Annotated in this window: 21 protein-coding genes; 15 read left to right on the top strand and 6 right to left on the bottom strand. The window is 60.4% G+C overall.

Annotation, left to right across the window (positions count from 1 at the left end):
- Positions 1-56: 56 nt before the first annotated feature.
- The gene (locus tag RXV90_RS17825) at positions 57-1,148 is read left to right on the top strand and encodes an isocitrate/isopropylmalate dehydrogenase family protein (protein ID WP_316650279.1); all 1,092 of its coding nucleotides are present in this window, start codon (positions 57-59) and stop codon (positions 1,146-1,148) included.
- A 1-nt stretch (position 1,149) separates the two neighbouring features.
- On the opposite strand, the gene RXV90_RS17820 is transcribed toward RXV90_RS17825, so the two are convergent.
- Both RXV90_RS17820 and RXV90_RS17815 read right to left on the bottom strand, forming a co-directional pair.
- Positions 1,150-1,956: an enoyl-CoA hydratase gene (locus RXV90_RS17820; RefSeq protein WP_316650278.1), complete on the bottom strand. Its 807-nt coding sequence runs from the start codon at positions 1,954-1,956 to the stop codon at positions 1,150-1,152.
- 43 nt (positions 1,957-1,999) lie between these two features.
- On the bottom strand, positions 2,000-4,417 hold the full coding sequence (locus RXV90_RS17815; RefSeq protein WP_316650277.1) for a GcvT family protein: 2,418 nt from the start codon (positions 4,415-4,417) through the stop codon (positions 2,000-2,002).
- A 156-nt stretch (positions 4,418-4,573) separates the two neighbouring features.
- On the opposite strand from RXV90_RS17815, the gene RXV90_RS17810 reads away from it, so the two are divergent.
- The 10 genes from RXV90_RS17810 (at position 4,574) to RXV90_RS17765 (ending at position 12,580) form a co-directional block, all read left to right on the top strand.
- A complete protein-coding gene (locus RXV90_RS17810) occupies positions 4,574-4,810 on the top strand; it encodes an Lrp/AsnC ligand binding domain-containing protein (RefSeq protein ID WP_316650276.1) in 237 nt (78 codons plus the stop codon).
- A 31-nt stretch (positions 4,811-4,841) separates the two neighbouring features.
- Positions 4,842-5,978: an ABC transporter substrate-binding protein gene (locus tag RXV90_RS17805; protein ID WP_316650275.1), complete on the top strand. Its 1,137-nt coding sequence runs from the start codon at positions 4,842-4,844 to the stop codon at positions 5,976-5,978.
- A gap of 75 nt (positions 5,979-6,053) precedes the next feature.
- The gene (locus RXV90_RS17800) at positions 6,054-6,971 is read left to right on the top strand and encodes a branched-chain amino acid ABC transporter permease (RefSeq protein ID WP_316650274.1); all 918 of its coding nucleotides are present in this window, start codon (positions 6,054-6,056) and stop codon (positions 6,969-6,971) included.
- Positions 6,968-7,951, top strand: a complete 984-nt coding sequence (locus tag RXV90_RS17795) for a branched-chain amino acid ABC transporter permease (RefSeq protein WP_316650272.1) — start codon at positions 6,968-6,970, stop codon at positions 7,949-7,951. The genes RXV90_RS17800 and RXV90_RS17795 overlap by 4 nt, the downstream gene beginning before the upstream one ends.
- Entirely contained in the window at positions 7,944-8,693 is a 750-nt protein-coding gene (locus RXV90_RS17790) for an ABC transporter ATP-binding protein (protein ID WP_316650271.1), read from the top strand. Before RXV90_RS17795 ends, RXV90_RS17790 begins: the two co-directional genes overlap by 8 nt.
- Positions 8,690-9,379, top strand: coding sequence for an ABC transporter ATP-binding protein (locus tag RXV90_RS17785; protein ID WP_316650269.1), 690 nt, complete (start codon positions 8,690-8,692; stop codon positions 9,377-9,379). Before RXV90_RS17790 ends, RXV90_RS17785 begins: the two co-directional genes overlap by 4 nt.
- 80 nt (positions 9,380-9,459) lie before the next feature.
- A complete protein-coding gene (locus RXV90_RS17780) occupies positions 9,460-9,969 on the top strand; it encodes a winged helix DNA-binding protein (protein WP_316650268.1) in 510 nt (169 codons plus the stop codon).
- Between the two features lie 78 nt (positions 9,970-10,047).
- Positions 10,048-10,791 (top strand): 5-oxoprolinase subunit B family protein, encoded by a 744-nt coding sequence (locus RXV90_RS17775; RefSeq protein ID WP_316650266.1) that lies wholly within the window; start codon positions 10,048-10,050, stop codon positions 10,789-10,791.
- Positions 10,788-11,825, top strand: a complete 1,038-nt coding sequence (locus tag RXV90_RS17770) for a 5-oxoprolinase subunit C family protein (RefSeq protein WP_316650265.1) — start codon at positions 10,788-10,790, stop codon at positions 11,823-11,825. The genes RXV90_RS17775 and RXV90_RS17770 overlap by 4 nt, the downstream gene beginning before the upstream one ends.
- Positions 11,822-12,580 carry a LamB/YcsF family protein gene (locus RXV90_RS17765; RefSeq protein ID WP_316650263.1) on the top strand — a complete coding sequence of 253 codons (759 nt, stop codon included), beginning with the start codon at positions 11,822-11,824 and terminating at the stop codon, positions 12,578-12,580. Before RXV90_RS17770 ends, RXV90_RS17765 begins: the two co-directional genes overlap by 4 nt.
- 65 nt (positions 12,581-12,645) lie before the next feature.
- On the opposite strand, the gene RXV90_RS17760 is transcribed toward RXV90_RS17765, so the two are convergent.
- Complete coding sequence (locus tag RXV90_RS17760; protein WP_316650262.1) at positions 12,646-15,807, bottom strand: efflux RND transporter permease subunit; 3,162 nt, start codon at positions 15,805-15,807, stop codon at positions 12,646-12,648.
- A complete protein-coding gene (locus RXV90_RS17755; RefSeq protein ID WP_316650261.1) occupies positions 15,804-17,219 on the bottom strand; it encodes an efflux RND transporter periplasmic adaptor subunit in 1,416 nt (471 codons plus the stop codon). Before RXV90_RS17755 ends, RXV90_RS17760 begins: the two co-directional genes overlap by 4 nt.
- Here RXV90_RS17755 and gmd point away from each other — a divergent pair.
- Genes gmd through RXV90_RS17735 form a run of 4 tightly spaced genes read left to right on the top strand, consistent with a single transcriptional unit; the run spans position 17,115 to position 21,294 of the window.
- Positions 17,115-18,191 carry a GDP-mannose 4,6-dehydratase gene (gene gmd, locus RXV90_RS17750; protein WP_316650339.1) on the top strand — a complete coding sequence of 359 codons (1,077 nt, stop codon included), beginning with the start codon at positions 17,115-17,117 and terminating at the stop codon, positions 18,189-18,191. The genes RXV90_RS17755 and gmd overlap by 105 nt on opposite strands.
- Positions 18,188-19,147 carry a GDP-L-fucose synthase gene (gene fcl, locus RXV90_RS17745; RefSeq protein ID WP_316650260.1) on the top strand — a complete coding sequence of 320 codons (960 nt, stop codon included), beginning with the start codon at positions 18,188-18,190 and terminating at the stop codon, positions 19,145-19,147. The genes gmd and fcl overlap by 4 nt, the downstream gene beginning before the upstream one ends.
- 31 nt (positions 19,148-19,178) lie before the next feature.
- Positions 19,179-20,606 carry a mannose-1-phosphate guanylyltransferase/mannose-6-phosphate isomerase gene (locus RXV90_RS17740; RefSeq protein ID WP_316650258.1) on the top strand — a complete coding sequence of 476 codons (1,428 nt, stop codon included), beginning with the start codon at positions 19,179-19,181 and terminating at the stop codon, positions 20,604-20,606.
- Positions 20,560-21,294, top strand: a complete 735-nt coding sequence (locus RXV90_RS17735) for a sugar transferase (protein WP_316650256.1) — start codon at positions 20,560-20,562, stop codon at positions 21,292-21,294. The genes RXV90_RS17740 and RXV90_RS17735 overlap by 47 nt, the downstream gene beginning before the upstream one ends.
- On the opposite strand, the gene iolB is transcribed toward RXV90_RS17735, so the two are convergent.
- Positions 21,236-22,039: a 5-deoxy-glucuronate isomerase gene (gene iolB, locus RXV90_RS17730; RefSeq protein ID WP_316650254.1), complete on the bottom strand. Its 804-nt coding sequence runs from the start codon at positions 22,037-22,039 to the stop codon at positions 21,236-21,238. The two genes, RXV90_RS17735 and iolB, sit on opposite strands and share 59 nt — an antisense overlap.
- Positions 22,040-22,233: 194 nt before the next feature.
- Positions 22,234-22,899 (bottom strand): alpha/beta hydrolase, encoded by a 666-nt coding sequence (locus tag RXV90_RS17725; RefSeq protein ID WP_316650253.1) that lies wholly within the window; start codon positions 22,897-22,899, stop codon positions 22,234-22,236.
- Between the last annotated feature and the right edge of the window lie 6 nt (positions 22,900-22,905).

Below are 22,905 nucleotides of genomic sequence, written 5' to 3'. Positions count from 1 at the left end.
TATTCGACCGGAGGTCGGTCGTAGGCCCGGCCTGGGCCGGCGACATGGAGGGGCCAATGCCAGACACTGCCAGAATCGCGGTGATCCGTGGAGACGGGATCGGAGTTGACGTGACCGAAGCCGCCTTGGCCGTCGTCGACAAGGCGATGGAAGTGGAAGGCCTCGCGCCGCTCGCCTACGAACGGATCGAAGCGGGAGCCTCCTACTTTTCGGAGACCGGCCGCGATATCGAACCTGACGGCGAGGCCCGCGCCGGGAGCGCAGACGCGATATTCCTCGGCGCTATAGGCCTTCCCAGTGTTCGGCATGCCGATGGCACGGAGATATCTCCGCACCTTCGCCTCAGGGATCTGTTCGGTCTTTATGCAGGGGTTCGACCGGTCAGGGCCTATCCGAATGCACCGCAGCGCCTTGCGGATCCACGGGCGGCAGAGATCGATCTGGTGATCCTAAGAGAGTCGACAGAGGGGCTTTTCTATTCCGCGGCTGCCCACGGGCGCAGTCAGATCATCGGCGATGTCGAAGTGAGAGATACATTGCGGATCACTCGTGCAACGACCGAGCGTTTGCACAGGTTCGCATTCCACCTTGCCGAGCGGCGCAGGGAGCGTGGGCGGCCGGGGCATGTAACGTGTGTGGACAAGTCGAATGTCTTTGCCTCGATGGCGTTCTTTCGGAAGATCTTCGACGAAATTGCGCTGGAACATCCACATTTAGACAAGGGATATTCCTATGTGGATGCTCAGGCGCTGGATCTGATACGGCGCCCCTGGGCGTTCGACGTCCTCGTGATGGAGAACATGTTCGGTGACATCCTTTCAGATCTTGCCGGCGGCCTTGTGGGGGGTATGGGCATGGCGGCCTGCGCGGAAATCGGTGATGCGCACGGACTGTTCCAGCCCGCACATGGCAGCGCGCCGGACATTATGGGGCAGGACAAAGCAAATCCTCTGGCAGCCATTCTTTCGGGTGCACTTATGCTGGACTATCTTGCGGAACGGACCGGCGTGGCTGGATGCGCCAGTGCCGCGCAGCGGGTAGAACGCGCGGTCGAAGACGGGTTCGCAGCAGGAGAGATCCGCCCGATGGAATTCGGCGGCGATATGGGCACGAAAGCCGTTACGCGCGCGGTTCTGAATCGCGTCTGATCTATTGGCCGGTGAACCGAGGCTTTCGCTTTTCCAGAAACGCGGTGTGCCCTTCAGAGTAGTCTTCGCTTTCGAAGCACGCGTTGATCAGTGCCTCGACGCGCGTAAGATCCTGCTCTTCGACCGGACGCACGAGTTCTTGCAACGCCGCCTTTGCCGCTCGAACTGACAAAGGCGCATTGGCGGCGATACGCGAGATATAGGAGCTTGACCCCTTCTCGAAATCCTCGTCGCGGAAGACCCGGTTTACGAGGCCGGCCTCAAGAGCTTCGGCGGCTGAAAGTGAGCGGGCCGAAAACAGAAGATCGGCCGCGACCGAGGGGGAAACGCAGCGCAGTAGCGCCTTTACGCCGGCCGGGCGATAGCCAATGCCGAGGCGGGCGGGGGTGAGCGCAAATTCCGCCGATGTCGTAGCGAGGCGAATGTCGCATCGTACGGCGATGCCGAGCCCGCCGCCAATGCAATAGCCGCGGATCGCAGCGATCGTCGGAACCGTGAGGGCAGCGATCGCGGTTTCCGCGGCCTCGACGGCATCGTCATAGGCTTCGACGGCGTCTCTTCCCGAACGGACATCCTTGAATTCGGAAATATCGGCGCCTGCCACGAAGGCATGTCCGCCCGTGCCCTGGAACACAGCCGCGCGAAGGCCCGGCATATCCGACAGTTCGGCCACGGCCTGGGACAATGCTTGCCACATCGAAAGGCGCATCGCATTGAGGCGCTGCGGATGATTGAAAACCACAGTCCCTACATCTCCGGAGCGACGCAGCAATATGCGTCCATCATCAAACAATTTTTCTTCCGACATAGCCTGCGCTTAGCAGAATTCCGCCAATTGGAATAGGGGCCCGTTAACCACGCAATCGTGATCCATCCCGGTCGAACGGCGGTTGTTCGAGAAGCGTTGCACGATGGGGACGGCCGAGGATCGCCACGTCAAAAACCCGGCCGGGTGTCGCAACGTCGGCCCGCACATAGCCTAGAGCCAAGGATTTCTCGACATGATACCCGTAAGCTCCGGATGTAACCTGTCCGGCGGGGGTGCCGTCAGGAAGAAAAATCGGCTCTCCGCCGGAAGCGTCGGCTTCCTCTACCTCGATCTCGAATATTGCCATCTTTTCCCTCGCGGGCTTGGACAATGTCGACGTGCAGGCCGATTTGTTCAGGAAATCCTTGTCGAGATTGATGAGGCGTTCGAGGTTTGATTCCTGTGGCCACCATTCCGGGCTGTATTCACGGCCCCATGATCCATAGCCCTTTTCAAGCCTGAGGGACATCAGCGCGCGGCTGCCTACCGGCCCTGCGCCTACGGCCCGGCCAGCCTCGATCAGAGCATCGTAGAGACGGAGTTGATCGCGGGTGTGACAATGAAGCTCCCAGCCGAGATCGCCGGTGAAGGATACCCTCAGGGCCCCGACGGTCACACCGGCAATTTCGACTGGTTTTGACCTCATGAAGCAGAAACCGTTGGGTGAGAAATCGTCGTTTGAGAGCGATTGCAGAATTTGGCGCGACAGGGGGCCGGCGACGTTGAAGCCGCAGACGCCTTCGGTTCGGCTCAGGAATGTCGTGTCATCTGGCAGTGGGACGGCGTTGAAGAAGCGTTGGTGGAAACGTTCCGCCATGCCCGAGCCGATGACCCAGAATTCATCTTCTGCCATCTTCGTTACGGTGAAGTCGCCTGCAATTCCGCCACGCACGCCGATCAGGGGTGTCAGGCAGGACCGGCCGACCTCGCGGGGCATCCTGTTTGCGAAGATCGTGTTCAGCCAGGTTTCGGCCCCTGGGCCTCGCGCGACGTATTTCGCGAAGTTCGATATATCTATGATGCCGGCCCGGTCGCGCAGCATTCTCGCTTCGCGGCCCACCGGCTCCCACCAGTTCTGGCGCGTGAAGCCGTAGGTTTCCACATCGGGCTCACCCTCCGCCCGGAACCACAAGGGATGTTCCCACCCGTAGTTCAGCCCGAACACGGCGCCCAATTCCTTCTGACGCTCGTAGGCGGGGCGCGTCCGTACGGGGCGACCGGCCGTACGCTCCTCGTTCGGGTAGTGGATCTTGAACCGGTGCGCATACTGGTCTGCGACCCGGGCTTTCGTGAACGCCTTTCCTGCCCAGGATCCGTAACGTGCGAGATCCCATCCGAAGAGATCAAGCGTCGGCTCGCCCGTGATGATCCATTCCGCACTCAGCCGTCCGAGGCCGCCGTTCTGCGAAAAGCCGGGGATGATCCCGCAGCAGCAGAAATAGCCCTGAAGCTCCGGCACCGGTCCAAAGAGAGCGGAACTGTCGGGTGACCAGATCATCGGGCCGTTGATCACCCTTTTTATGCCCGCCGTGCCGACGGCCGGAACCCGATCGATGGCGCGCATCATGTTGTCTTCAATCCGCTCGAGGTCATCGGCGAAGAGTTCGTGCCCAAAGTCCTGCGGTGTCCCGTTTTCGGCCCAGAAGCGCATGTCGCGCTCGTAGGCGCCGACCAGCAACCCCTTGCCTTCCTGGCGCAAGTAGTACTCTCCGTCACGGTCCGCGACCGACGGCAAGCGCCGGTTCATCGCCGAGATTTCCGGGATCGTTTCGGTCACGAAGTACTGGTGCTCTGTCGGAATGAGCGGAAGCTCCACCCCCGCCAATGCAGCGACTTCCCGTGCCCAGAGCCCGGCAGCGTTCACGATCCAGGGGGTGCGGATATCGCCCTTGTCTGTCCGTACGATCCAGCTGCCGTTAGGTTGTGGTTCGGTGCCTGTAACAGGCGTGAAGCGGTGAATTTCAGCGCCGCTCTGGCGTGCACCGATGGCGTAGGCGTTGGTGACGCCTGAGGGATCGACATTCCCGCCGTCGGGTTCGAACATTATGCAGCGAACGCCATCGAAATTCACGAGCGGGTGCAGCCTCTCCGCCTCGTCGCGGCCGACCTCGTGAAAATTCATGCCGTAGCGTCGGGCTTTTGCTTTCTGAAGCCTGAGCTGATGAACCCGGTTTTCGGTCTGTGCGAGATAGAGCGAGCCTGGCTGGAACACACCGCAGCTCTGGCCAGTCTCCGCCTCGAGCTCTTTGTAAAGGTTCATCGTGTAATGCTGGAGCCGCGAGATGTTGGTAACATCGTGCAAACCATGCATGTTCGCCGCAGCGTGCCAGGTCGAGCCCGAAGTAAGCTCCGAACGCTCAAGAAGAACGACATCCGTCCATCCCGCCTTTGTGAGGTGGTAGAGGATCGAGCAGCCGATCACGCCGCCTCCGATGACAACGGCTTGGGCGTGCGAACGCATGGAGTGTCCTTCCCCGGCTTGAGTTTCGATCGCTAGGGAAACCGGCCTTGTCTGTTTGCTTCTGGCCCGATCGCGACGTCATCGGTCGCAAAGGCCCCATTGCGCGATCCATGACGTTGGCCTAGCAATACGATGGCCTGCCAGATGGGGGAGCGCATGACCGCCCTGTTCGTACAGATCCGCTGCAAGCCCGGAACCACCTACCGGGTGGCCCGCGAAATTGCGTTGCGCGAGATCCACTCCGAACTTTACTCGACCTCGGGTGAATATGACCTGCTCCTTAAACTCTACCCACCGGAGGACGCCGACATTGGCGAATACATCAACGACAATCTGCTCGACATAGAGGGCATAGAACGGTCGCTTACGACGCTGACGTTCAAGGCGTTCTGAAGAAGACGACCGGAACCAGGGAGACCATAACATGAAACTCAAGACGCTTCTTGCTGCGGCCTGTGTCGCGGCGGTTGGCAGTGCGGCGATGGCCGATGGTGCCAAGGTCGGGATGATCACCACTTTGTCGGGCGGTGGCGCGGGGCTTGGCATCGATGTGCGCGACGGCTTCCTGCTGGCCATCAAGCAATCGGGCCGGGACGACATCGAAGTCGTGATCGAAGACGATCAACGCAAGCCCGAGGTCGCGGTTCAGCTCGCCGACAAGATGATCCAGTCGGAGAACGTGGATGTTCTTACCGGTATCATCTGGTCGAACCTCGCCATGGCAGTTGTTCCGGCGGCGACGGCGCAGGGAAAGTTCTACCTTTCCCCGAACGCAGGGCCGTCGGCACTGGCCGGGCAGGGGTGTCATCCTAACTACTTCAATGTCGCCTGGCAGAACGACAATCTGCATGAGGCGGCAGGCGCCTATGCGACCCAGGCCGGCTATAAGAACAGCTTTATCCTCGCGCCCAACTACCCAGCCGGTCAGGACGCGCTGACCGGGTACAAGCGATTCTATGAAGGTGAGCTTGCCGGAGAAATCTATACGAAGCTCGGCCAGACCGACTATGCTGCCGAAATCGCGCAGATCCGCGCGTCGGGTGCGGACAGCGTGTTTTTCTTCCTTCCCGGCGGCATGGGGATCTCTTTCCTGAAGCAGTACGCGGATTCGGGCGTCGATCTTCCGGTTGTCGGCCCCGCTTTCAGCTTTGACCAGGGTATCCTTCAGGCCGTCGGCGACGCGGCGCTTGGCGTGGTGAATACGTCGCAATGGAACAAGGATCTCGACAACCCGGCCAACGTTGCGTTTGTCGAGGCCTTTCAGGCCGAGTATGGCCGTCTGCCCTCGCTTTACGCCAGCCAGGGCTTTGATACGGCCAACCTTCTGATTTCAGCGCTCGATGCGGCCTCTGTTTCCGATGCAGACGGTTTCCGCGACGCGCTTCGCGCGGCGAATTTCGACAGCGTGCGCGGCGATTTTGCGTTCGGCCCGAACCACCATCCGATCCAGGACATCTACGTTCGCGAAGTGATCAAGGAGGGTGACGTATTCACCAACAAGATCATCGGCACGGGGCTGGAAAATCATTCGGACGCCTACGCAGCCGACTGCAAAATGTGATCTGACGAGGTCGCGGCGCGCCGGGCCCCGAGCCGGGCCCGGCGCTTCGCCTGCGGCACCGTCCCGGACCAAGATATGTCAGCGCTTCTTCTCGCCGAGCAGATCCTGAACGGCCTTCAGTTCGGTGTGATGCTGTTTCTGATGGCGGCCGGTCTTACGTTGATCTTTGGCGTAATGGGCCTGATCAACCTCGCTCACGGCTCGCTCTACATGATCGGTGCCTTTGCTGCGGCCGGGGTGGCCGCGGCAACCGGTTCGTTCATGCTGGCGTTGATGGCAAGCCTTGCTGCGGCCGCTGCCGCCGGGGCCATAATCGAAGTCGTCGTGATACGGAGGCTCTATGCGCGCGACCATCTGGATCAGGTGCTGGCGACCTTTGCATTGATACTGATCCTCTCGGAAGCGACCCGCTGGGCGTTCGGATCATTCCCGCTTTACCTCGACGTACCCGACGCCTTGTCGGGCCCCGTGGTTTTGCCGGGCGGGATCGAATACCCAGCGTATCGGCTTGCGCTTATAGGGATCGGCCTTGTCGTGGCTGTCGGTCTTTTCCTTCTGATCGCGCGGACAAGGATCGGTATGCAGATCCGCGCCGGGGAGGCGGATCGTGAAATGATTGCGGCGCTCGGCGTGGACATCGGGCGTCTTTACACACTTGTCTTTGCGCTGGGGGCCGCACTTGCCGGCGGGGCCGGGGCACTCGTGGGAGCAATCCAGTCGGTGCAGGTTGGCATGGGGGAACCTGTGCTGATCCTTGCCTTCGTCGTGATTGTGATCGGTGGTATCGGATCCGTGAAGGGCGCGCTCGTCGGTGCGATCCTTGTGGGTCTTACGGACACACTTGGCCGCACTTTGCTGCCGGTTCTGTTCGGCGCATTTCTCGACCCGTCCCAGGCAACAGCGGTTGGTTCCGCGCTTGCTTCGATGTCGATCTATATCCTCATGGCAATCGTTCTCGTACTTCGGCCAACAGGGCTGTTTCGCGTCGCATGACACGTGTCAGTGCTCTCTCCGCCGCGACGCTCCTGGTGTTGCTGATCGTCCCACTGGTCGCCTGGGCACAGGGGGCACCGTTCACGATTACGCTTGCGACCAAGGTAGCGATACTGGCCATGGCGGGGGTTGGGTTGAATATCGCGCTGGGTATCGGCGGGCTTGTGAGTCTCGGCCACGCCGCCTTCTTCGGGATCGGCGGCTACGCGATGGGGATTCTTGCAAGTCACTCGCAAAGTTTCACACCGCTGATGGAGGTCCCGTTCCTGATCGAAGGAACAAAGTCGATGCCGGTTATCTGGCTGACGGCGGTGCTGGCCGGTGCGATGGCAGCTTGGGCGATCGGAGCGCTGAGCCTCAGAACGAGCGGCGTCTATTTCATTATGGTGACGCTCGCGTTCGGGCAGATGTTTTTCTATTTCGCGATCTCCTGGCCGGCATATGGCGGGGAGGATGGTCTGTCGATCTACGTGAGAAACAGCTTCCCAGGGCTGAATACGCTCGACCCGATTCAGTTCTTTGGAATTGTCTATGCGATCCTTCTGATCGTCCTCTACCTCGCTCACAGGATCGAACGGTCGGCCTTCGGTCTTGCCCTCGACGCCGCGCGGCAAAGCGAGGCGCGTGTGCGCTCTGTCGGCATCGAGCCCTACCGCGTGCGGCTTCTGGCCTTTGTGATCTCAGGATCCGTCACCGCGCTTGCGGGGGCGCTCTTTGCCGATCTCAATCGGTTCGTTAGCCCGTCAATGTTCAGTTGGCAGACGTCCGGTGAAATCATGATCTTCGTCATCCTCGGAGGGGTAGGGAGGCTGATTGGCCCGGTGATCGGCGCGGGCGTGTTCATTCTTCTGGAGCACTTCCTGGGTGGTGTCAGCGAATACTGGCTGATCTATGTTGGTGCGATACTGTTGGGCACCGTGGTGTTTGCTCCCGGAGGAATCGTCGGCTTGCTTGCAGGTAGGCGAGGGCAGCATGGCTGAGCCGGTTCTTCAGGCGAGATCGCTGAGTATCAGTTTCGGGGCACTGAAAGCCGTGGATGACGTGTCCCTTGATCTGAAGGTGGGTGAAATCCATGCACTGATCGGCCCCAACGGCGCGGGAAAGTCGACGCTTTTGAAGCTCATCACGGGCGAATTGAGTGCCGACAGCGGAACAGTCTTTCTTGGGGCGTCCTCCATGACCGGGCTAGGTGCGGCCGCCCGGGCCCGAGCCGGGCTCGCTCAGACATTTCAGGTCTCCCAGGTCGCCTTGGAACACAGCGTGCGCGAGAATGTTCTTCTTGCACTCGTTGGGACCGAGCACAGGAGCTTTTCCCTGTTCCGTAACATCAGGCGGGATGCAGCCTTCGGAGAGCGGGTGGAAGCAGCGCTTCGCCGGGTTAATCTGACCGATGAGGCTGATGCGATTGCTGGCGATCTGTCCCATGGCGGACGGCGCCGGCTCGAAATCGCGCTTGCACTCGCGCTTTCGCCGAAAGCCCTGCTCATGGACGAACCGCTTGCGGGGCTGGGGCCCGATGGCACCGTGCAGATGACGGGCCTTCTTGGCGCGCTGCGCCGCGAAGCCCCCATCCTGTTGGTCGAGCATGACATGGATGCAGTATTTCGCCTCGCCGACAGGATAAGCGTTCTGGACTATGGACGGCTTCTGGCAACGGGGACCGTCGCGGAAATCCGCGCGAACCCGGACGTCCGGGCTGCGTATCTCGGAGCGTCGGGATGAGCCTTCTCCGCTTAACAGGTGTCACCGCTGCTTATGGCCCGAGCCAGGCGCTTTTTGGCGTGAACCTTGATGTGGCCGAGGGCGAAGCCGTGGCATTGATGGGCCGAAACGGCATGGGGAAGACGACGACAGTTCGTGTGATTTGTCGCTTGCTGAATGCGACGGGAGGCCAGGTCCTCTTTTGCGGCGAGAGTGTTGCGGGCTGGTCATCGAGCCGGATGGCACGGGCGGGCATTGGGTTGGTTCCGGAAGGGCGTCGCATCTTCCGCAACCTGTCGGTACGAGAAAACCTTATCGCCGCTGCCCGGCCAGGCGCCTGGGATGAGGCGCGGGTTATCGATCTCTTTCCGCGTCTTGGCGAACGCGCGGCGCAGGCGGGCGGCACCTTATCAGGGGGAGAGCAGCAGATGCTTGCCATAGGGCGGGCGTTGATGACAAACCCACGGCTTCTGGTTCTCGATGAGGCGACCGAGGGCCTGGCACCGGTGATCCGGCAGGAGATCTGGGCCGCAATTCGCCAGCTCAAGGCAGACACGGGGCTTGCGTTTCTAATCATCGATAAATCAGTGCAAGAGCTTCGCTCTGTGGCGGAACGCACCGTCATTCTCGAACGCGGTAGCACTGTCTGGGAGGGCGGATTTGCGGAGTTGGATGAAGGGGTCGCCCAGCGGTATCTCGGACTTTGAACTCACTGCCTTGCGCGATCCCTGCCTGATCGTTACTGATAATTTATCGATAATTTGCAGATGATTGTATGGTGCGCCCTATGTCCGATGGTCCCCGTATCGTTTCGTCCGAACATCTCGCGGCTGGTGGGAAAGGCGAAGTCTCCGAGTATGAATTCGGACTGATGATCGCTTACAACGCCTTTACCCGCTGGGTGCAGCGGTGCATGTCCGCTGCCGGTATGCCGGAGCTTAGCGTGCTGGAAAGCCTTGTTCTTCACCATGTGAACCATCGGGACAGGGAGAAGCGACTGTCCGACATCTGCTTTCTTCTCAACATCGAAGACCTGCACACCGTGAACTATGCGCTGAAGAAGCTGGTGAAGCTTGGTCTCGTATCGTCCGAGAAGCGAGGAAAGGAAGTCTTCTACGAGGCGTCAGTGGAAGGTCGAAACCTGTGCAGCGCCTATGCCGAAGTACGTCGCACCTGTCTTTTGTCTGCATTTCCGGATGACCCTGCGGCGATGGAGGACTTCAGACAGATCGCCACGTTTCTGCGGCGTGCGTCCGGGCAGTATGACCAGGCAAGTCGCGCCGCCGCGAGCCTCTGAAGCCAGACGCAAATTTCACATCGACAATTTATCGATATTTTGTAATTGTATGGGGTGACGCCCGATGGAGTCTGCCGCATGGTGCATCCCCGCCCCGAACCACCCCGCTTTCCACAGATCGTCCGTCAGGGCGTGGATGGCTGCGTCGTTCGGTTCTCCGATAAGCTGACAGAAGCTGGCAACCGCGCTGCGCTCGCTTTTCAGGGAGCGTTGGCGGCTGGGGAAGTCGCGGGCGTCGAGGAAGCCGCAAGTGCGCTTGCCTCGGTCTATGTCCGCTTCGCGTCGATCCCCGCGCTTCACGAGGGCGTAACGGCGCTCGAGCGATTGCTTGCAGAGGAAGACTTCTATGCAGCGGACCTGCCCGGTGGCCGCCGGCTTTGGACGATCCCGGCGGTCTTCGGAGGTGCCGCTGGTCCGCAGCTGGATGACGTCGCGGCTTCCGTCGGTGTCTCGCGAGCTACAGCTATCGAGACATTGACAAACACACGAATGAGGGTTCTGGCTACCGGCTTTGCCCCGGGTCAACCGTATTTGGGCGAGTTGCCGGAAGCCTGGAACCTTCCGCGGCTCGGCGACCTTATCGATGTGCCCGAAGGCGCGCTCGTCGTTGCGATCCGACAGGTGGTTCTTTTCGCCAATGCATCGCCTACCGGATGGCAGCATGTGGGGCAGACGGCTTTCCGGGTTTATCGCCCGGAGAACACCGATCGCCCGTTTCCGCTGGCTCCCGGGGACGAGGTATGCCTGCGCGGCGTCGAGCCGGGTGCCCTAAATGGGCTTCGGGAAGGGGATGGTGGCGCAACGTGGGAGGCTTTGCCATGACAGCTGGTCTTCTGGTGAAGCGCGCAGGCCCGCAAATGAGTGTTCAGGACCTTGGCCGCCCGGGTTTTCTTTCCAAGGGACTTGCGAGGGGCGGGGCCGCAGATCGATCCGGCCATGCGGAAGGCGCCGCACTCCTTGGGCAGAACGCGGCTTTTGCAAGCCTCGAAATGGCTGGAATGGGTGGGATATTCGAGGCCACGGGCCCGCTGCGTATCGCTTTGACCGGTGCAGTGATGCCGGCCCGCATCGGGGATCGGATCCTCGCATGGCCTGGCCGGTATCACCTCGATCCTGGTGACGTTCTTGATATCGGGCCGGCTTCATCCGGAACATACGGCTACCTTTCCCTCGGAGGGGGCATCGCGACGGAAGCGGTTCTGGGAAGCCGTTCCGCGAATTTCGTGGCGGGGATCGGCGCGCGGGTGGCGGAGGGTGATACGCTTCCGGCGGGCGAGGAAAATGGATCCGAATTTTCCGACGCGACGATTGACGTGGCGGATCGCTTTTCCGGCGGAGTCGTTCGGGTTGTTCCGGGCGCCCAGACCTCGTTCTACAGTGAAGAAACGCGTGCACGTTTCGCCGAGACGACCTTCGTTCGGGACAGGCGCGGCAACCGGCAGGGTGTGAAGCTTATCGGCGATGGGCTGCCCTTCGAGGCGGCCGGGCAAAAGACCGTGCTGTCCGAAATGATCGTGCCGGGAGACATACAAATGACCGGCGACGGTGCGCCTTTCGTTCTGTTGCCCGAGTGCCAGACTACGGGAGGTTATCCGCGGATCGGCTCTGTCCTCCCTGAAGATTTGCCGATCGTTGCGCAGGCGGCGCCGGGAACGCAGCTTCGGTTTCGGTTTCTGACATTTGACGAGGCGGAGGCGGCATTCCAGCCGGAGGAAGCGAGATGGCGAGCGCTTCGCAGCGCTGTTCGGCCCCTCGTACGCTCGGCTGAAGAAATTCGTGATCTCTTAAGCTATCAGCTTATCAGCGGTGTGACGGCAGGTGGCGCCGACATCTACGGCATGGAGGAAGATGCATGAGCACGACGGTCGATCTTAACGCGGATATGGGCGAGAGTTTCGGACCCTGGAACATGGGCAATGATGCTGCGCTTCTCGATATCGTCACTTCTGCGAACATCGCGTGTGGCTTTCACGCAGGAGACCCCGATGTCATGGCGAAGACAATGGCGCTCGCGGTGGATCGCGGCGTGGGGATTGGCGCGCATCCCGGGTTTCCGGATATCCAAGGTTTCGGACGGTTCAGGATGCACCGGCCCAACGACAGCCTCGCGAATGCCGTAAGATATCAGGTTGGTGCGGCGCAGGCGATGGCACGAGCGGCTGGTGGGAAGGTGCGACACCTCAAGCTTCACGGGGCGCTCGCCAACATGGCCTCCGAAGACGAGGCACTTGCGCGCGCCTGCTACGAGGGAGCCCTATCGGTGGCGCCCGATATCGTGATCATGGTGCTGGCCGCGACGGCGCAACAGCGTGCGGTTGAGGCGCTGGGCTGTGCATGGGCGGGCGAGATCTTCGCAGACCGCGCCTACAACGACGATGCGACCTTGGTCGACAGGTCCTTGCCGGGTGCGATGGTACGGGATCCTGAGAGGGCCGCCGAACGCATGGTCGCCATGGTTCGGGAGGGCACGATCATTGCGGAGTCGGGCACGCGTATTCCGGCGCAGATCGATACCATCTGTTGCCACGGGGATACGCCGGAAGCGCTGGAGATTTCCGCGGCCGTGCGGGCTGGACTGGAGGCGGCAGGGGTGGAACTGAAGCCTTTGTAGGAGGGCGATCCCGCACCTGCAGGCGCGGCCAATCCCTCCCACCTGCGACGTTCCGGACGAGCAGTCTATTCGGCTGGCTGCGGCTTCGAGCCGGCTGCCTCCAAGCCTGGTGCGCTGAGCGCGAGACGAAGGAGCGGTGGAACAGTCAGAAGAGTGAGGAAAGCCGACATCGACAGGCCGCCGACGACGACTGCGCCAAGGCCGCGGTATAACTCGGATCCTTCGCCCGGGATGAGCACGAGCGGCAGCATCCCCATCACGCTTGTCAACGTGGACATGAAAATCGGGCGAATGCGGTTTCGCGTCGCCTCCTCGATCGCTTCGATCGGAGGCATGCCTTCCTCGCGGAGGTGATAGAGTGTCTGGTGGACAACGAGGATCGCGTTATTCACCACGATCCCGACCAGGATGATGAACCCCAGGAGTGTCAGCATATCGAGCGGCTGGGTCTGAAATGTGTTCAGAAGCGCAAGGCCGCCAACCCCGCCAGCCGCTGCGACGGGCACTGAAATCATGATGACGAGCGGTAGTACGAAGCTTTCGAACAGGATCGCCATCACGAGGAATACAATGATCATCGCGACCATAAGGTTGATCTGGATCGCGTCCCAAGTCTGCGACAACTGGTCCGCCGTGCCGGAAACCGAGAGACGAATGCCATCGGGCAGCCCCTGACTTTGAAGGACGTCGACGACCTCTGCCTGCAGAAGTTCAACCGCGGCCTCGAGTGGCATTGCGTCCGACGGGCGCACCTCGAGCGTGACCGTCCTGAGACGATCCCTGTGGCGAATCTCGGTTGGGCCCGCGGTCACGATCACATCGGCAAGGGCCGAAACGGGAAGGATCTGGCCGGACGGCGTTACGACAGGGTAGCGGCCGACGTCCTGGGTTCGGTTCGCCTGCTGGAGGGCCGGATCACCCTTCAGAACGAGGTTTAGCCGTTCTGCCCCCACGGTGATCTCCGCGACCCGCAGGCCGTCATTGAAGGCATCCACCGTCTGGGCGAGTGCCGAACTGTCCAGCCCCGCATCGGCGAGCCTCAGGCGATCGGGAACGAGCCGCACTTCTGGCGCGCCGAGTTCCAAGCCCGGGATCGGGCGGAACTGATGGCCTTCGGACCGGGGCAAAAGCCCCGATACGATCCCCGCCGCACGCCCGGCAACGCCAAGGATGGCATTCAGATCCTGGCCGGAGACATTAAGTTCGATCGTGCGCCCGCCGCCGATCCCGCGCCCGAAGAGCGAGGGCTGCGTCATGAACCCGAAGGTTCCGGGTTCTGCGAAGATCGGTTGAGAGAGAACAGGGATCAGATCACCGGCGCGCGCGCCGTCCACCGCTGTTGCGCCTACAAAACTGTTTCCGGGCGTCGCCACGAAGAAGAAGTTGTCGATCGTCGGCGTGCCGTCTTCGGTTTGCGGTGCCGGGGCCGCTTCCCAGAGCGGTGCGGCAACGCTTTCTATCCTTTGCGCGATCGTTTCGGTCGTGCCGAGATTGTAGCCTGGCGGCGGGATGATAAGGCCGAACACGAGGTTACGGTTGCCTTCTGGCAGATATTCGAGACGTGGCAGGAACGTCCATGTTGCGACGGCTGCACCGCCAGCAATCAGCACGACCATCAGGATTCCTATGGCACGGATGCGAACGACCATCCGCGTATAGCTCATGACCAGCCATCGGAAGAGCGCACCGAAATGATCAATCCCGGGAAGACGCAACATTGATTGCTCGCCCGATTTAAGGATCCTGCTGGCCAGCGCCGGGATCACCGTTATCGCGACGACCAGACTTAGAAGGACGGAGACCGAGATCGCCACCGCGATATCGCGAAACAGCTGGCCCGCCTCCAATTCCATGATCAGGATAGGAACGAAGACCAAAACCGTTGTCAGAGCCGAGACGAGGATTGCACCCCAGACCTGCCGGGCCCCGTGATAGGCGGCATCGCGCCGGTTGGTGCCCCTTTCGCGCAGCCGATAGATGTTTTCCAGGACGACGATCGCCGCGTCGACAATCATGCCGACCGCGAAGGCGATGCCAGCCAGCGAGATGACGTTCAGCGTTCGGCCGGTTGCGGCCATCGCGACAAAGGTTGCCACGATTGAAACCGGTATCGCGAGGGAAACGACAAGCGTTGCGCGTGGACTTCGCAGGAAGACCAGAAGGACAATCGCTGCCAGCCCACCACCCAGCCAGATGTTTTGCGTGACGAGGTCGATCGCGCCCTCGATGTAGACGGTCTCGTCATAGACCTGGCGCATGTCGAGGCCCTGCGCGGCCACTGGTCCCTTGGCCAGCTCTGCAATGACCGTGCGTACTTCTTCCATGGTTTCGATCACGTTGGCGCCGGGATCGCGTACGATATTGAAGGCCAGACCGGGTTCGCCCCGATATCGAAGACGTGCCGTCGGATCCTGATAGTCAAAGCCTACCTTGGCGACATCGCCAACGCGGATTCGGCCCTGGTTCCCCGCGCCGGCACCAGATCGCAGCACGACGCTTTCGATTGCGGCGACGGTGTTCAGATTGCCTTCCGCGCGAACGATGTAGCGCCGCTTGCCTTCCTCGACATCTCCTGCGGAGATTGAAATGTTTTCTGCCCGGAGTGCGCGAACGACTTGAGGAACTGTCAGCCGATACCGCGAGAGATCCCGCGGGTCGACGACGATGGTCAACTCCCGCGTCACACCTCCGAAGACGTTCACTGCGCTTACGCCTTCGATCCGTTCGATCCGCTCCTTCACGACGTCCTCTACGAAATCGCCATAGGTCGCCATCGTTCGCGTGTTCCCCGGCTTGGGAGTCAGCAAGACCCAGGCAATCGCGCTGTCGTCGGAGCCGCTTGTATCGAGGGATGGCTCTCCGGCCTCATCCGGATAATCGCCCACGCGATCGAGCCGGTTCGAGACGAGGAGAAGGAGCTGGCTCATATCCGTTCCGACGGCGAATTCCAGCGTGACTTCCGCGCGACCGCTTTGTGCGCGGGACGTCATGATCTCGAGCCCGTCGAGCCCCCGGAAGGCTTCCTCCTGAGGGTTGATAATCTCGCGTTCGACTTCGGCGGGAGCCGCGCCAGGCCACTGTGTGGTGACGACCACGACGGGCTTGCGAACATCAGGCGTTAATTGGATCGGAATGCGCGTGACTGCGATCAGGCCGAACAGAACGGCCATGATCACGATGGCAAGGACCGCGACGGGCCGGTCGATGGCGAAGCGAATGGGGTTCATTGGCTTGGCTGAGGTGAGATGGGTTGACCCGGGCGTAGCCGTTCATTGCCCCGAACGACCACTTGATCGCCAGCCGTCAATCCACTCAAGACCTCAAAATAGGCGCCGATTGCGGCGCCGATCTCGATAGGGCGGGGCTCGGCCACACCATCGGCGGCGATGAAAACCGTCCATCCGCCCTGGCTTTGAACGAGAGCATCCTTTGGCACGGCAAGAAGCTCGCGCGCAGGACCGGCGGGAACTTCGACAGTCACCGATTGCCCGACGGCCGCGCGCCTGAGGGCTTCGGTGTCAGCGGCGACGAAACGGACCGGTCGGGTACGCGTCGCGATGTCCTCAAGCGGAAGAACGGCGCGCACGACGAGGTCAAGCGGTGTTCCACCCTCGGTCAATGCACTCACAGTGGCACCCGGCTCGAGCGCTTCGACATAAACCGATGGTACGCTCGCTTCCACTTCGAGCGCGCGGGTGTCGAGAAGGCGGACAACAGGTGCGCCAGATGCAATGAACTCTCCGGGATTGGTTTCAACGTCGAGGACCGTGCCTGCAAATGGTGCGCGAATCTCCGCTTGATTGAGCCGGTACTGCACTTCCGCGATATTGGCCTCGGCCGTATGAACGCGTGCCTCGGCCTCCGCCAGTTGACCTCGTGCGGTGAAAACTTCTCCTTGCGCTTCCTCGAAACGGCCCTGACTGAAGCTTGCCGTGTCACGAAGACGCTCGATACGCTCCAGCGCGTCGGCCAAGCGTGCCTCGCGCGCCTTGGCGGTTTCGACGCCCGCATTCGCTTCCGCGAGGCGTGCTTCCGCCTGGCGCAGTTCGATCTTTGCTAGTTCCGTATCTAGAGATGTCAGGAGATCGCCTTCAGCGACCTTGGAGCCTTCAAGAACGTGCACCTCGGAAACGAGGCCACTCACGCGCGCCGCGATTGTTCCGTCCCGTGCCGTGACTACTTCCGCGAAGACCGGCACGGTTTCGGCCATCGTGCGCTCTGTCACTTCCGCGACAGCAACACCGGCTGGCCGGCCTTGAGCCTCTGCCCAGTGGGGCAACGCAGCAAGGCTTGCAAATAGGAATGCTCCGAAGAGCTGGTATCTTAGCATCGTGACGCTTTCTCTCGCGCTGCGAACCAAACGCATCTTGTAGAATAGCGCGATTTCGCAATCGCCAAACTTTTTCCAACGCGCGCGGCATTGCGGCATTGTTCGAAACGTGGCAGCACGAACCGCATCCTCGGGGAAGATATCGGAACGCTGTATATGAAAACTGCGCTCGTTACAGGGATTACCGGGCAGGACGGCTCGTATCTGGCAGAGTTTCTGTTGGAAAAGGGCTACGAAGTGCACGGTATCAAGCGCCGTGCCTCTGCATTCAACACTCAGAGGATCGACCACATCTATGAGGATCCGCACGATCCCTCGCCTCGAATGCATTTGCACTACGGAGATCTCACGGACACATCGAACCTCACGCGGATTTTGAGCGAGGTTCAGCCTGACGAAGTTTATAACCTCGGGGCGCAGAGCCATGTCGCGGTGAGCTTCGAGGCTCCGGAGTACACTGCGGATGTCGACGCGATCGGGACGCTGCGCCTTCTGGAGGCGATCCGGTTTCTTGGGCTCGAGAAGAAGACTCGATTCTACCAGGCATCGACGTCCGAGCTCTACGGTCTTGTCCAGGAAACGCCTCAGACGGAGACAACGCCTTTCCACCCGCGATCCCCCTACGCGGTCGCAAAACTTTATGCCTACTGGATCACGGTGAACTACCGCGAGGCGTACGGTCTGTATGCCTGCAACGGCATTCTCTTCAATCATGAAAGCCCCCGTCGCGGTGAGACCTTCGTGACGCGAAAGATTACTCGCGGGCTCGCAAACATCGCACAGGGGCTCGAGGATTGCTTGCACATGGGGAACATCGATGCGTTGCGCGATTGGGGGCACGCGAAGGATTACGTCCGAATGCAATGGATGATGCTTCAGCAGGACACAGCAGAGGACTTCGTGATCGCAACCGGGGTTCAGCATAGTGTTCGCGAATTCATCACCTGGAGTGCTCAAGAACTCGGGATCGAACTGAGGTTCGAGGGTACCGGCATCGATGAAATCGCAGTGGTTGAAGCGGTGCGCTCGAATGCCGCCCCCGCCGTCAAGCCGGGCGACGTCGTAATGCGGATCGATCCCAGGTACTTCCGTCCGGCCGAGGTGGAAACGCTTCTCGGAGACCCCAAAAAGGCCCGGGAGACCCTTGGATGGGAGCCGGAAATCACTGTTCAGGAGATGTGTGCTGAAATGGTGGCGGAAGATCTTTCGATCGCGAAGCGCCACCGCTTGCTGAAAGAGCACGGTTATAGCCTGCCCGTTTCCATCGAGGATCAGGGATGACGGGTGCAATCTTCGTGGCGGGCCACCGGGGGATGGTGGGCGGAGCGATTTACCGTGCCCTCGAAGCTCGTGGCGTGCCTATCCTGACGCGGACGCGTGAAGAACTCGATCTCAGGGACCAGCGCGCGGTTGAGGCTTTCCTGGCGACGGAGCGCCCCGAGGCGGTCATTGTCGCTGCGGCAAAGGTGGGTGGAATTCTGGCAAACACTACCTATCCTGCCGAATTTCTTTATGAGAACCTGATGATCGAGGCTAACCTGATCCATGGTTCTCACCTTGCAGGGATCCAACGCCTCCTGTTCCTCGGCTCTTCCTGTATTTATCCGCGCGACGCGGACCAGCCGATGGCCGAAGCCGCACTTCTGACCGGTCGTCTCGAGGCGACGAACGAGCCCTACGCGATCGCAAAAATTGCCGGAATCAAGCTGTGTGAGAGCTACAATCGCCAGTACGGTCACGATTATCGAAGCGTCATGCCTACGAACCTATATGGTCAGGGCGACAACTTTCATCCCGAGAACAGCCATGTCCTTCCTGCTCTGATACGTCGTTTTCACGAAGCGGTTGAGACCGGGGCGGAGACCGTGATGATCTGGGGTACGGGTACCCCGAAACGCGAGTTCCTGCATGTTGACGATATGGCCGCGGCATCGCTTTTCGTCATGGATCTCGACCGCGCGACCTACGATGCGAACACTGATCCGATGCTCAGCCATATCAATGTCGGGACCGGTGAGGACATCAGTATCGCCGATCTGGCACGGTTGGTGGCAGACGTGACGGGATTTGAGGGCGATATTGAATTCGACACTTCGAAGCCTGATGGAACGCCGCGAAAGCTGATGGATGTCAGCCGTCTTTCCAGTATGGGCTGGCGTGCGTCCATCGCATTGCGAGACGGAGTTGAAAGCACCTATGAGTGGTTTCTGAAGGCTGGCACTTTGCGCGAAGCGTGAAGTTGAGGCCGCGGTAAACAAGGTGTCAAACATGGCAAAAATCCACCCAGTGATCCTTTGCGGTGGTTCTGGCACGAGGCTTTGGCCGTTGTCGCGCAAGAGCTATCCGAAGCAGTTCTCTTCGCTCCTTGGTGAGGAAAGCCTATTTCAGGCAACCGCCCGGCGACTTTCCGGCCCGGGTTTTGCTTCGCCGCTGATCGTAACTGGCGATCCGTTCCGCTTCATCGTTGTCGAGCAACTTGCCGCGATTGAAGCTGCGCCGCAGTCGATTCTGATCGAGCCTGAAGGCAGAAACACTGCACCAGCCGTATTGGCCGCCGCTCTCTGGCTGGAAAGCCGATCTGCGGATGACCTGATCCTTGTCGCCCCGTCCGATCATGTGATCGCGGATGCGGAGAAATTCCGAACCGCGGTATTCAAAGCGTCTGAGGCTGCGGAGGCGGGCGGCCTCGTGACCTTTGGGATAAAACCGACAAGACCGGAAACCGGATATGGTTACCTCAAGCTCGGCGATGGAGCTGATCTTTCAAGTGAGGCTCCGCAAGCGCTGGCTGGGTTCGTGGAAAAGCCGGACCGGGCCAAGGCCGAATCCATGCTGGAAGCTGGTGATACGCTTTGGAACGCTGGTCTGTTTCTGTTCAGCGTGCGTGCGATCCTGGAAGCCTACCGGGCCCACGCACCTGATATTGTTGCCCCGGTTTCACGCGCCGTCGCCGGTGCGGAAACCGATCTGGGGTTTACCCGTCTCGCGCCCGATCCCTGGCGCGAGGCCGATGATATCTCCATCGACTACGCGATCATGGAACGGGCGTCCGGCCTGATGGCCATGCCCTATGACGGACACTGGTCGGACCTCGGTGGTTGGGAGGCGGTGTGGCAGGAGGCGGGCCCGGACGATCGGGGCAACTCGGCCAGCGGGGCTGTCACAGCGATCGATTGCAAGAATACGCTTCTTCGCTCGGAGGCCGATGGCCTAGAACTCGTTGGGATTGGCCTTGACGGTATGATAGCAGTTGCAATGCCGGATGCCGTGCTCGTCGCTCCCAAGGCCGAAGGTCAGCGCGTAAAGGAAGCTGTGAGCGCGCTCAAATCCAAGGGGGTGTATCAGGCCGAACAATCCGCACGCGATCATCGCCCCTGGGGATGGTTCGAAAGCCTCGTGATCGGAGAGCGCTTTCAAGTGAAACGCATTGTCGTAAACCCAGGTGCAGCGCTTTCCCTGCAAAGCCACAATCACCGGGCCGAACACTGGGTCGTCGTCAACGGAACCGCACGCGTCACTATTGACGATGAGGTCAAACTCGTTTCGGAAAACCAGTCGGTTTATATCCCGCTTGGGGCCGTTCACCGAATGGAAAACCCCGGTAAGGTACCAATGGTGCTGATAGAAGTTCAGACCGGAAGTTACCTGGGTGAAGACGACATCATTCGCTACGAGGACGTATACGCCCGCGATTAGGCCGCGGTTCGCCGGAGATCTGGCGAAGCGGCTATTTGATATCACTTTGTCGGCAATCGCGCTCTTGCTTGCGTTTCCCGTAATGCTTGCAATCGGACTTGCTATTCGGCTTTTGGACGGGGCTCCGGTTTTCTATGTGTCGGAGCGCATGCTGGCCCCCGAACGTGGCTTCAAGCTTCTGAAATTCAGAACGATGCATGCTGCGAAGCGGGAGCCGCGGCCGATAAACAGGCGAGACATGGTCCGTGTGACGCGCCTTGGCCGGTGCCTCAGGAGACTGCGGCTTGATGAACTTCCGCAGCTTCTCAACGTGCTCAGGGGTGAGATGAGCCTTGTCGGTCCTCGCCCGCCGTTGCGCGCGCAAGTCGAGAAGGATCCCCGCCTCTACCGCAGTCTTCTGAGACAAAAGCCGGGTCTGACCGGGCTTGCGACATTGGCGGTGCATGGTGTTGAAACGATGCGTCTGGCGCGTTTCAGGTCCGAAAACGAGGCAATGGAATACCATCGCGGTGTATTGCTGCCGCGGAAGGCATTCCTCGAACAGGTGTACTCGCGGCATCGGTCGGTGGCACTCGATGCTGCAATTCTCATTTCCACGGTCGTGCGCGTGTCGGCAGGGGGAGGCCGCTTCAGGCCCCCTCGACGATCCAGGCGTGGTCTGGGTGGTTTTCGAAACGCCATTTTCTAAGTGGACCAGCCATGACATTCAAATAGTACATGTCGTAACCGTGCGGCGCAGCACAGGGATGATATCCGCGCGGAACGAGAACGACATCGTGGTTCGAGACCGAAAGGGTCTCGTCAAGCGATCCATCATCCGTGAAGACCCGTTGAATCCCGAAGCCTTGAGCGGGACTCAGTCGATGATAATAAGTTTCCTCAAGATATGTTATTCGAGGAAAGTCGTCCTCGTCATGGCGGTGAGGAGGGTAGGACGACCAGTGCCCTGGTGGTGTGAAGACCTCGGTGACCAAAAGGCTATCGGCAACATCGCGACCTTCCATCGCGATGTTGTGGATGTAACGTGTGTTTGTGCCCTCGCCACGGACATCGAGCGAGATACCCTCTGGCCCGAGCCGTCGGGACCTGTGCGCTCCCTTGCCGGGTGCGAGGCAAAGAGCAACCGTGGCCTGCGTGGTTAGCGTGACGGAAATCCTTGAATCTGCAGGTGCATAAACACAATGCGGGGGTGTCCGCTCGAAGACATCCAGCCGGTCACCTACCTCCCCATGAGATGTGCCCTCCACGCTGACCTCGGCAAGGCCCTCGACCATCACGAGGATGCACTCTTCTGTCGGAAAATGACGATCGAAGTGATCGCCTTCTACACCGCGAAACACGGTGAAGCCGACATAGCGCCACCCTGCGGTCTCTGGGGTAATTTCGTGAATGAAGCCTGATGGGCCAACTGGTTTTCTAAGTAACTGAGTCATATTGCTGAAGAGAGTGCGCGGCCTTCAATTCGGTTGCAAGATAGCCGGTCACCATTTTCCCAATCTGTTCATTTGCCTCGGCACAAGGCGAACGGTTCGCGCAACGTCTGGCGGCCCCGGTTGGAAAGGCGATCACTGCGACGCCTCAGGCGCACGGGATCGCGGGCGCCGATGTTGCACCTTTCATGGCTTGGTCAATCCGCGCCAATAAGCCGGGATATCAGATCGCCGAATGTCAGTTCATGATCGAATTTGCCGGTTTTCAGAAATTCGAGTGTCTGCGCGACAACGACCGGATCGTTCATCATGAAAGTGTGGGTGACGGGGAGGACGATATGATCCGCAAGACCCGGGAGATAGGTGCTTTCGACCGACACCTTGCCGTCGTCAGGCCCCTCGATGATTTCCGAGTAGATCGGGTTCAGGGACTGATTGCCTGCAATCACGCCAATCTCCACGGGTGGGAGACCAAGACGGTTGGGGACACTGTCTTCGCCGGTGCCGAGGACGATACCTGTAGGGCCGTTGATCCACTGGAAAGGCCCGAGATCGCCAAGTTCGTCGACCAGTTCCGAGCCATGATTGGGTGGCGCGAGCATGACGACCCGGCCCATGTCATCAGGGCGGTTTTCTTCGAGCCACGCGCGCACGAGGATACCCCCGAGCGAATGGGTTACAAAGTGTACCTTCGCCGATCCGCAGCGCTCCACCGCTGACGGGACGGCCGTGGATACGAGTGTTTCGAAAGGTTCGTTCGTCGAGGGATAGCTCTTGTTTACAGTTCTATAGCCTTTCGCCTGGAGGCTCTGTTCCAGCACGATGAGCGAAGCGGCCGTTCTGGCAAGGCCGTGGAGCAGCACGACGCA

Source organism: Ovoidimarina sediminis (assembly GCF_032586175.1).
Classification (GTDB): Bacteria; Pseudomonadota; Alphaproteobacteria; order Rhodobacterales; family Rhodobacteraceae; genus Ovoidimarina; species Ovoidimarina sediminis.
Note: the sequence above shows the minus strand (reverse complement) of the source record. Positions and strands in the feature narration are given on the sequence as shown.

Excerpts from the sequence above, each read along its gene's own strand:
- RXV90_RS17800 (WP_316650274.1), top strand. The coding sequence starts at position 6,054 with ATGTCAGCGCTTCTTCTCGCCGAGCAGATCCTGAACGGCCTTCAGTTC.
- RXV90_RS17775 (WP_316650266.1), top strand. The coding sequence starts at position 10,048 with ATGGTGCATCCCCGCCCCGAACCACCCCGCTTTCCACAGATCGTCCGT.
- RXV90_RS17760 (WP_316650262.1), bottom strand. The coding sequence starts at position 15,807 with ATGAACCCCATTCGCTTCGCCATCGACCGGCCCGTCGCGGTCCTTGCC.
- RXV90_RS17770 (WP_316650265.1), top strand. The coding sequence starts at position 10,788 with ATGACAGCTGGTCTTCTGGTGAAGCGCGCAGGCCCGCAAATGAGTGTT.
- RXV90_RS17785 (WP_316650269.1), top strand. The coding sequence starts at position 8,690 with ATGAGCCTTCTCCGCTTAACAGGTGTCACCGCTGCTTATGGCCCGAGC.
- RXV90_RS17790 (WP_316650271.1), top strand. The coding sequence starts at position 7,944 with ATGGCTGAGCCGGTTCTTCAGGCGAGATCGCTGAGTATCAGTTTCGGG.
- RXV90_RS17815 (WP_316650277.1), bottom strand. The coding sequence starts at position 4,417 with ATGCGTTCGCACGCCCAAGCCGTTGTCATCGGAGGCGGCGTGATCGGC.
- RXV90_RS17825 (WP_316650279.1), top strand. The coding sequence starts at position 57 with ATGCCAGACACTGCCAGAATCGCGGTGATCCGTGGAGACGGGATCGGA.
- RXV90_RS17765 (WP_316650263.1), top strand. The coding sequence starts at position 11,822 with ATGAGCACGACGGTCGATCTTAACGCGGATATGGGCGAGAGTTTCGGA.
- iolB (WP_316650254.1), bottom strand. The coding sequence starts at position 22,039 with ATGACTCAGTTACTTAGAAAACCAGTTGGCCCATCAGGCTTCATTCAC.
- RXV90_RS17780 (WP_316650268.1), top strand. The coding sequence starts at position 9,460 with ATGTCCGATGGTCCCCGTATCGTTTCGTCCGAACATCTCGCGGCTGGT.
- RXV90_RS17820 (WP_316650278.1), bottom strand. The coding sequence starts at position 1,956 with ATGTCGGAAGAAAAATTGTTTGATGATGGACGCATATTGCTGCGTCGC.
- RXV90_RS17805 (WP_316650275.1), top strand. The coding sequence starts at position 4,842 with ATGAAACTCAAGACGCTTCTTGCTGCGGCCTGTGTCGCGGCGGTTGGC.
- RXV90_RS17740 (WP_316650258.1), top strand. The coding sequence starts at position 19,179 with ATGGCAAAAATCCACCCAGTGATCCTTTGCGGTGGTTCTGGCACGAGG.
- RXV90_RS17810 (WP_316650276.1), top strand. The coding sequence starts at position 4,574 with ATGACCGCCCTGTTCGTACAGATCCGCTGCAAGCCCGGAACCACCTAC.
- fcl (WP_316650260.1), top strand. The coding sequence starts at position 18,188 with ATGACGGGTGCAATCTTCGTGGCGGGCCACCGGGGGATGGTGGGCGGA.
- RXV90_RS17795 (WP_316650272.1), top strand. The coding sequence starts at position 6,968 with ATGACACGTGTCAGTGCTCTCTCCGCCGCGACGCTCCTGGTGTTGCTG.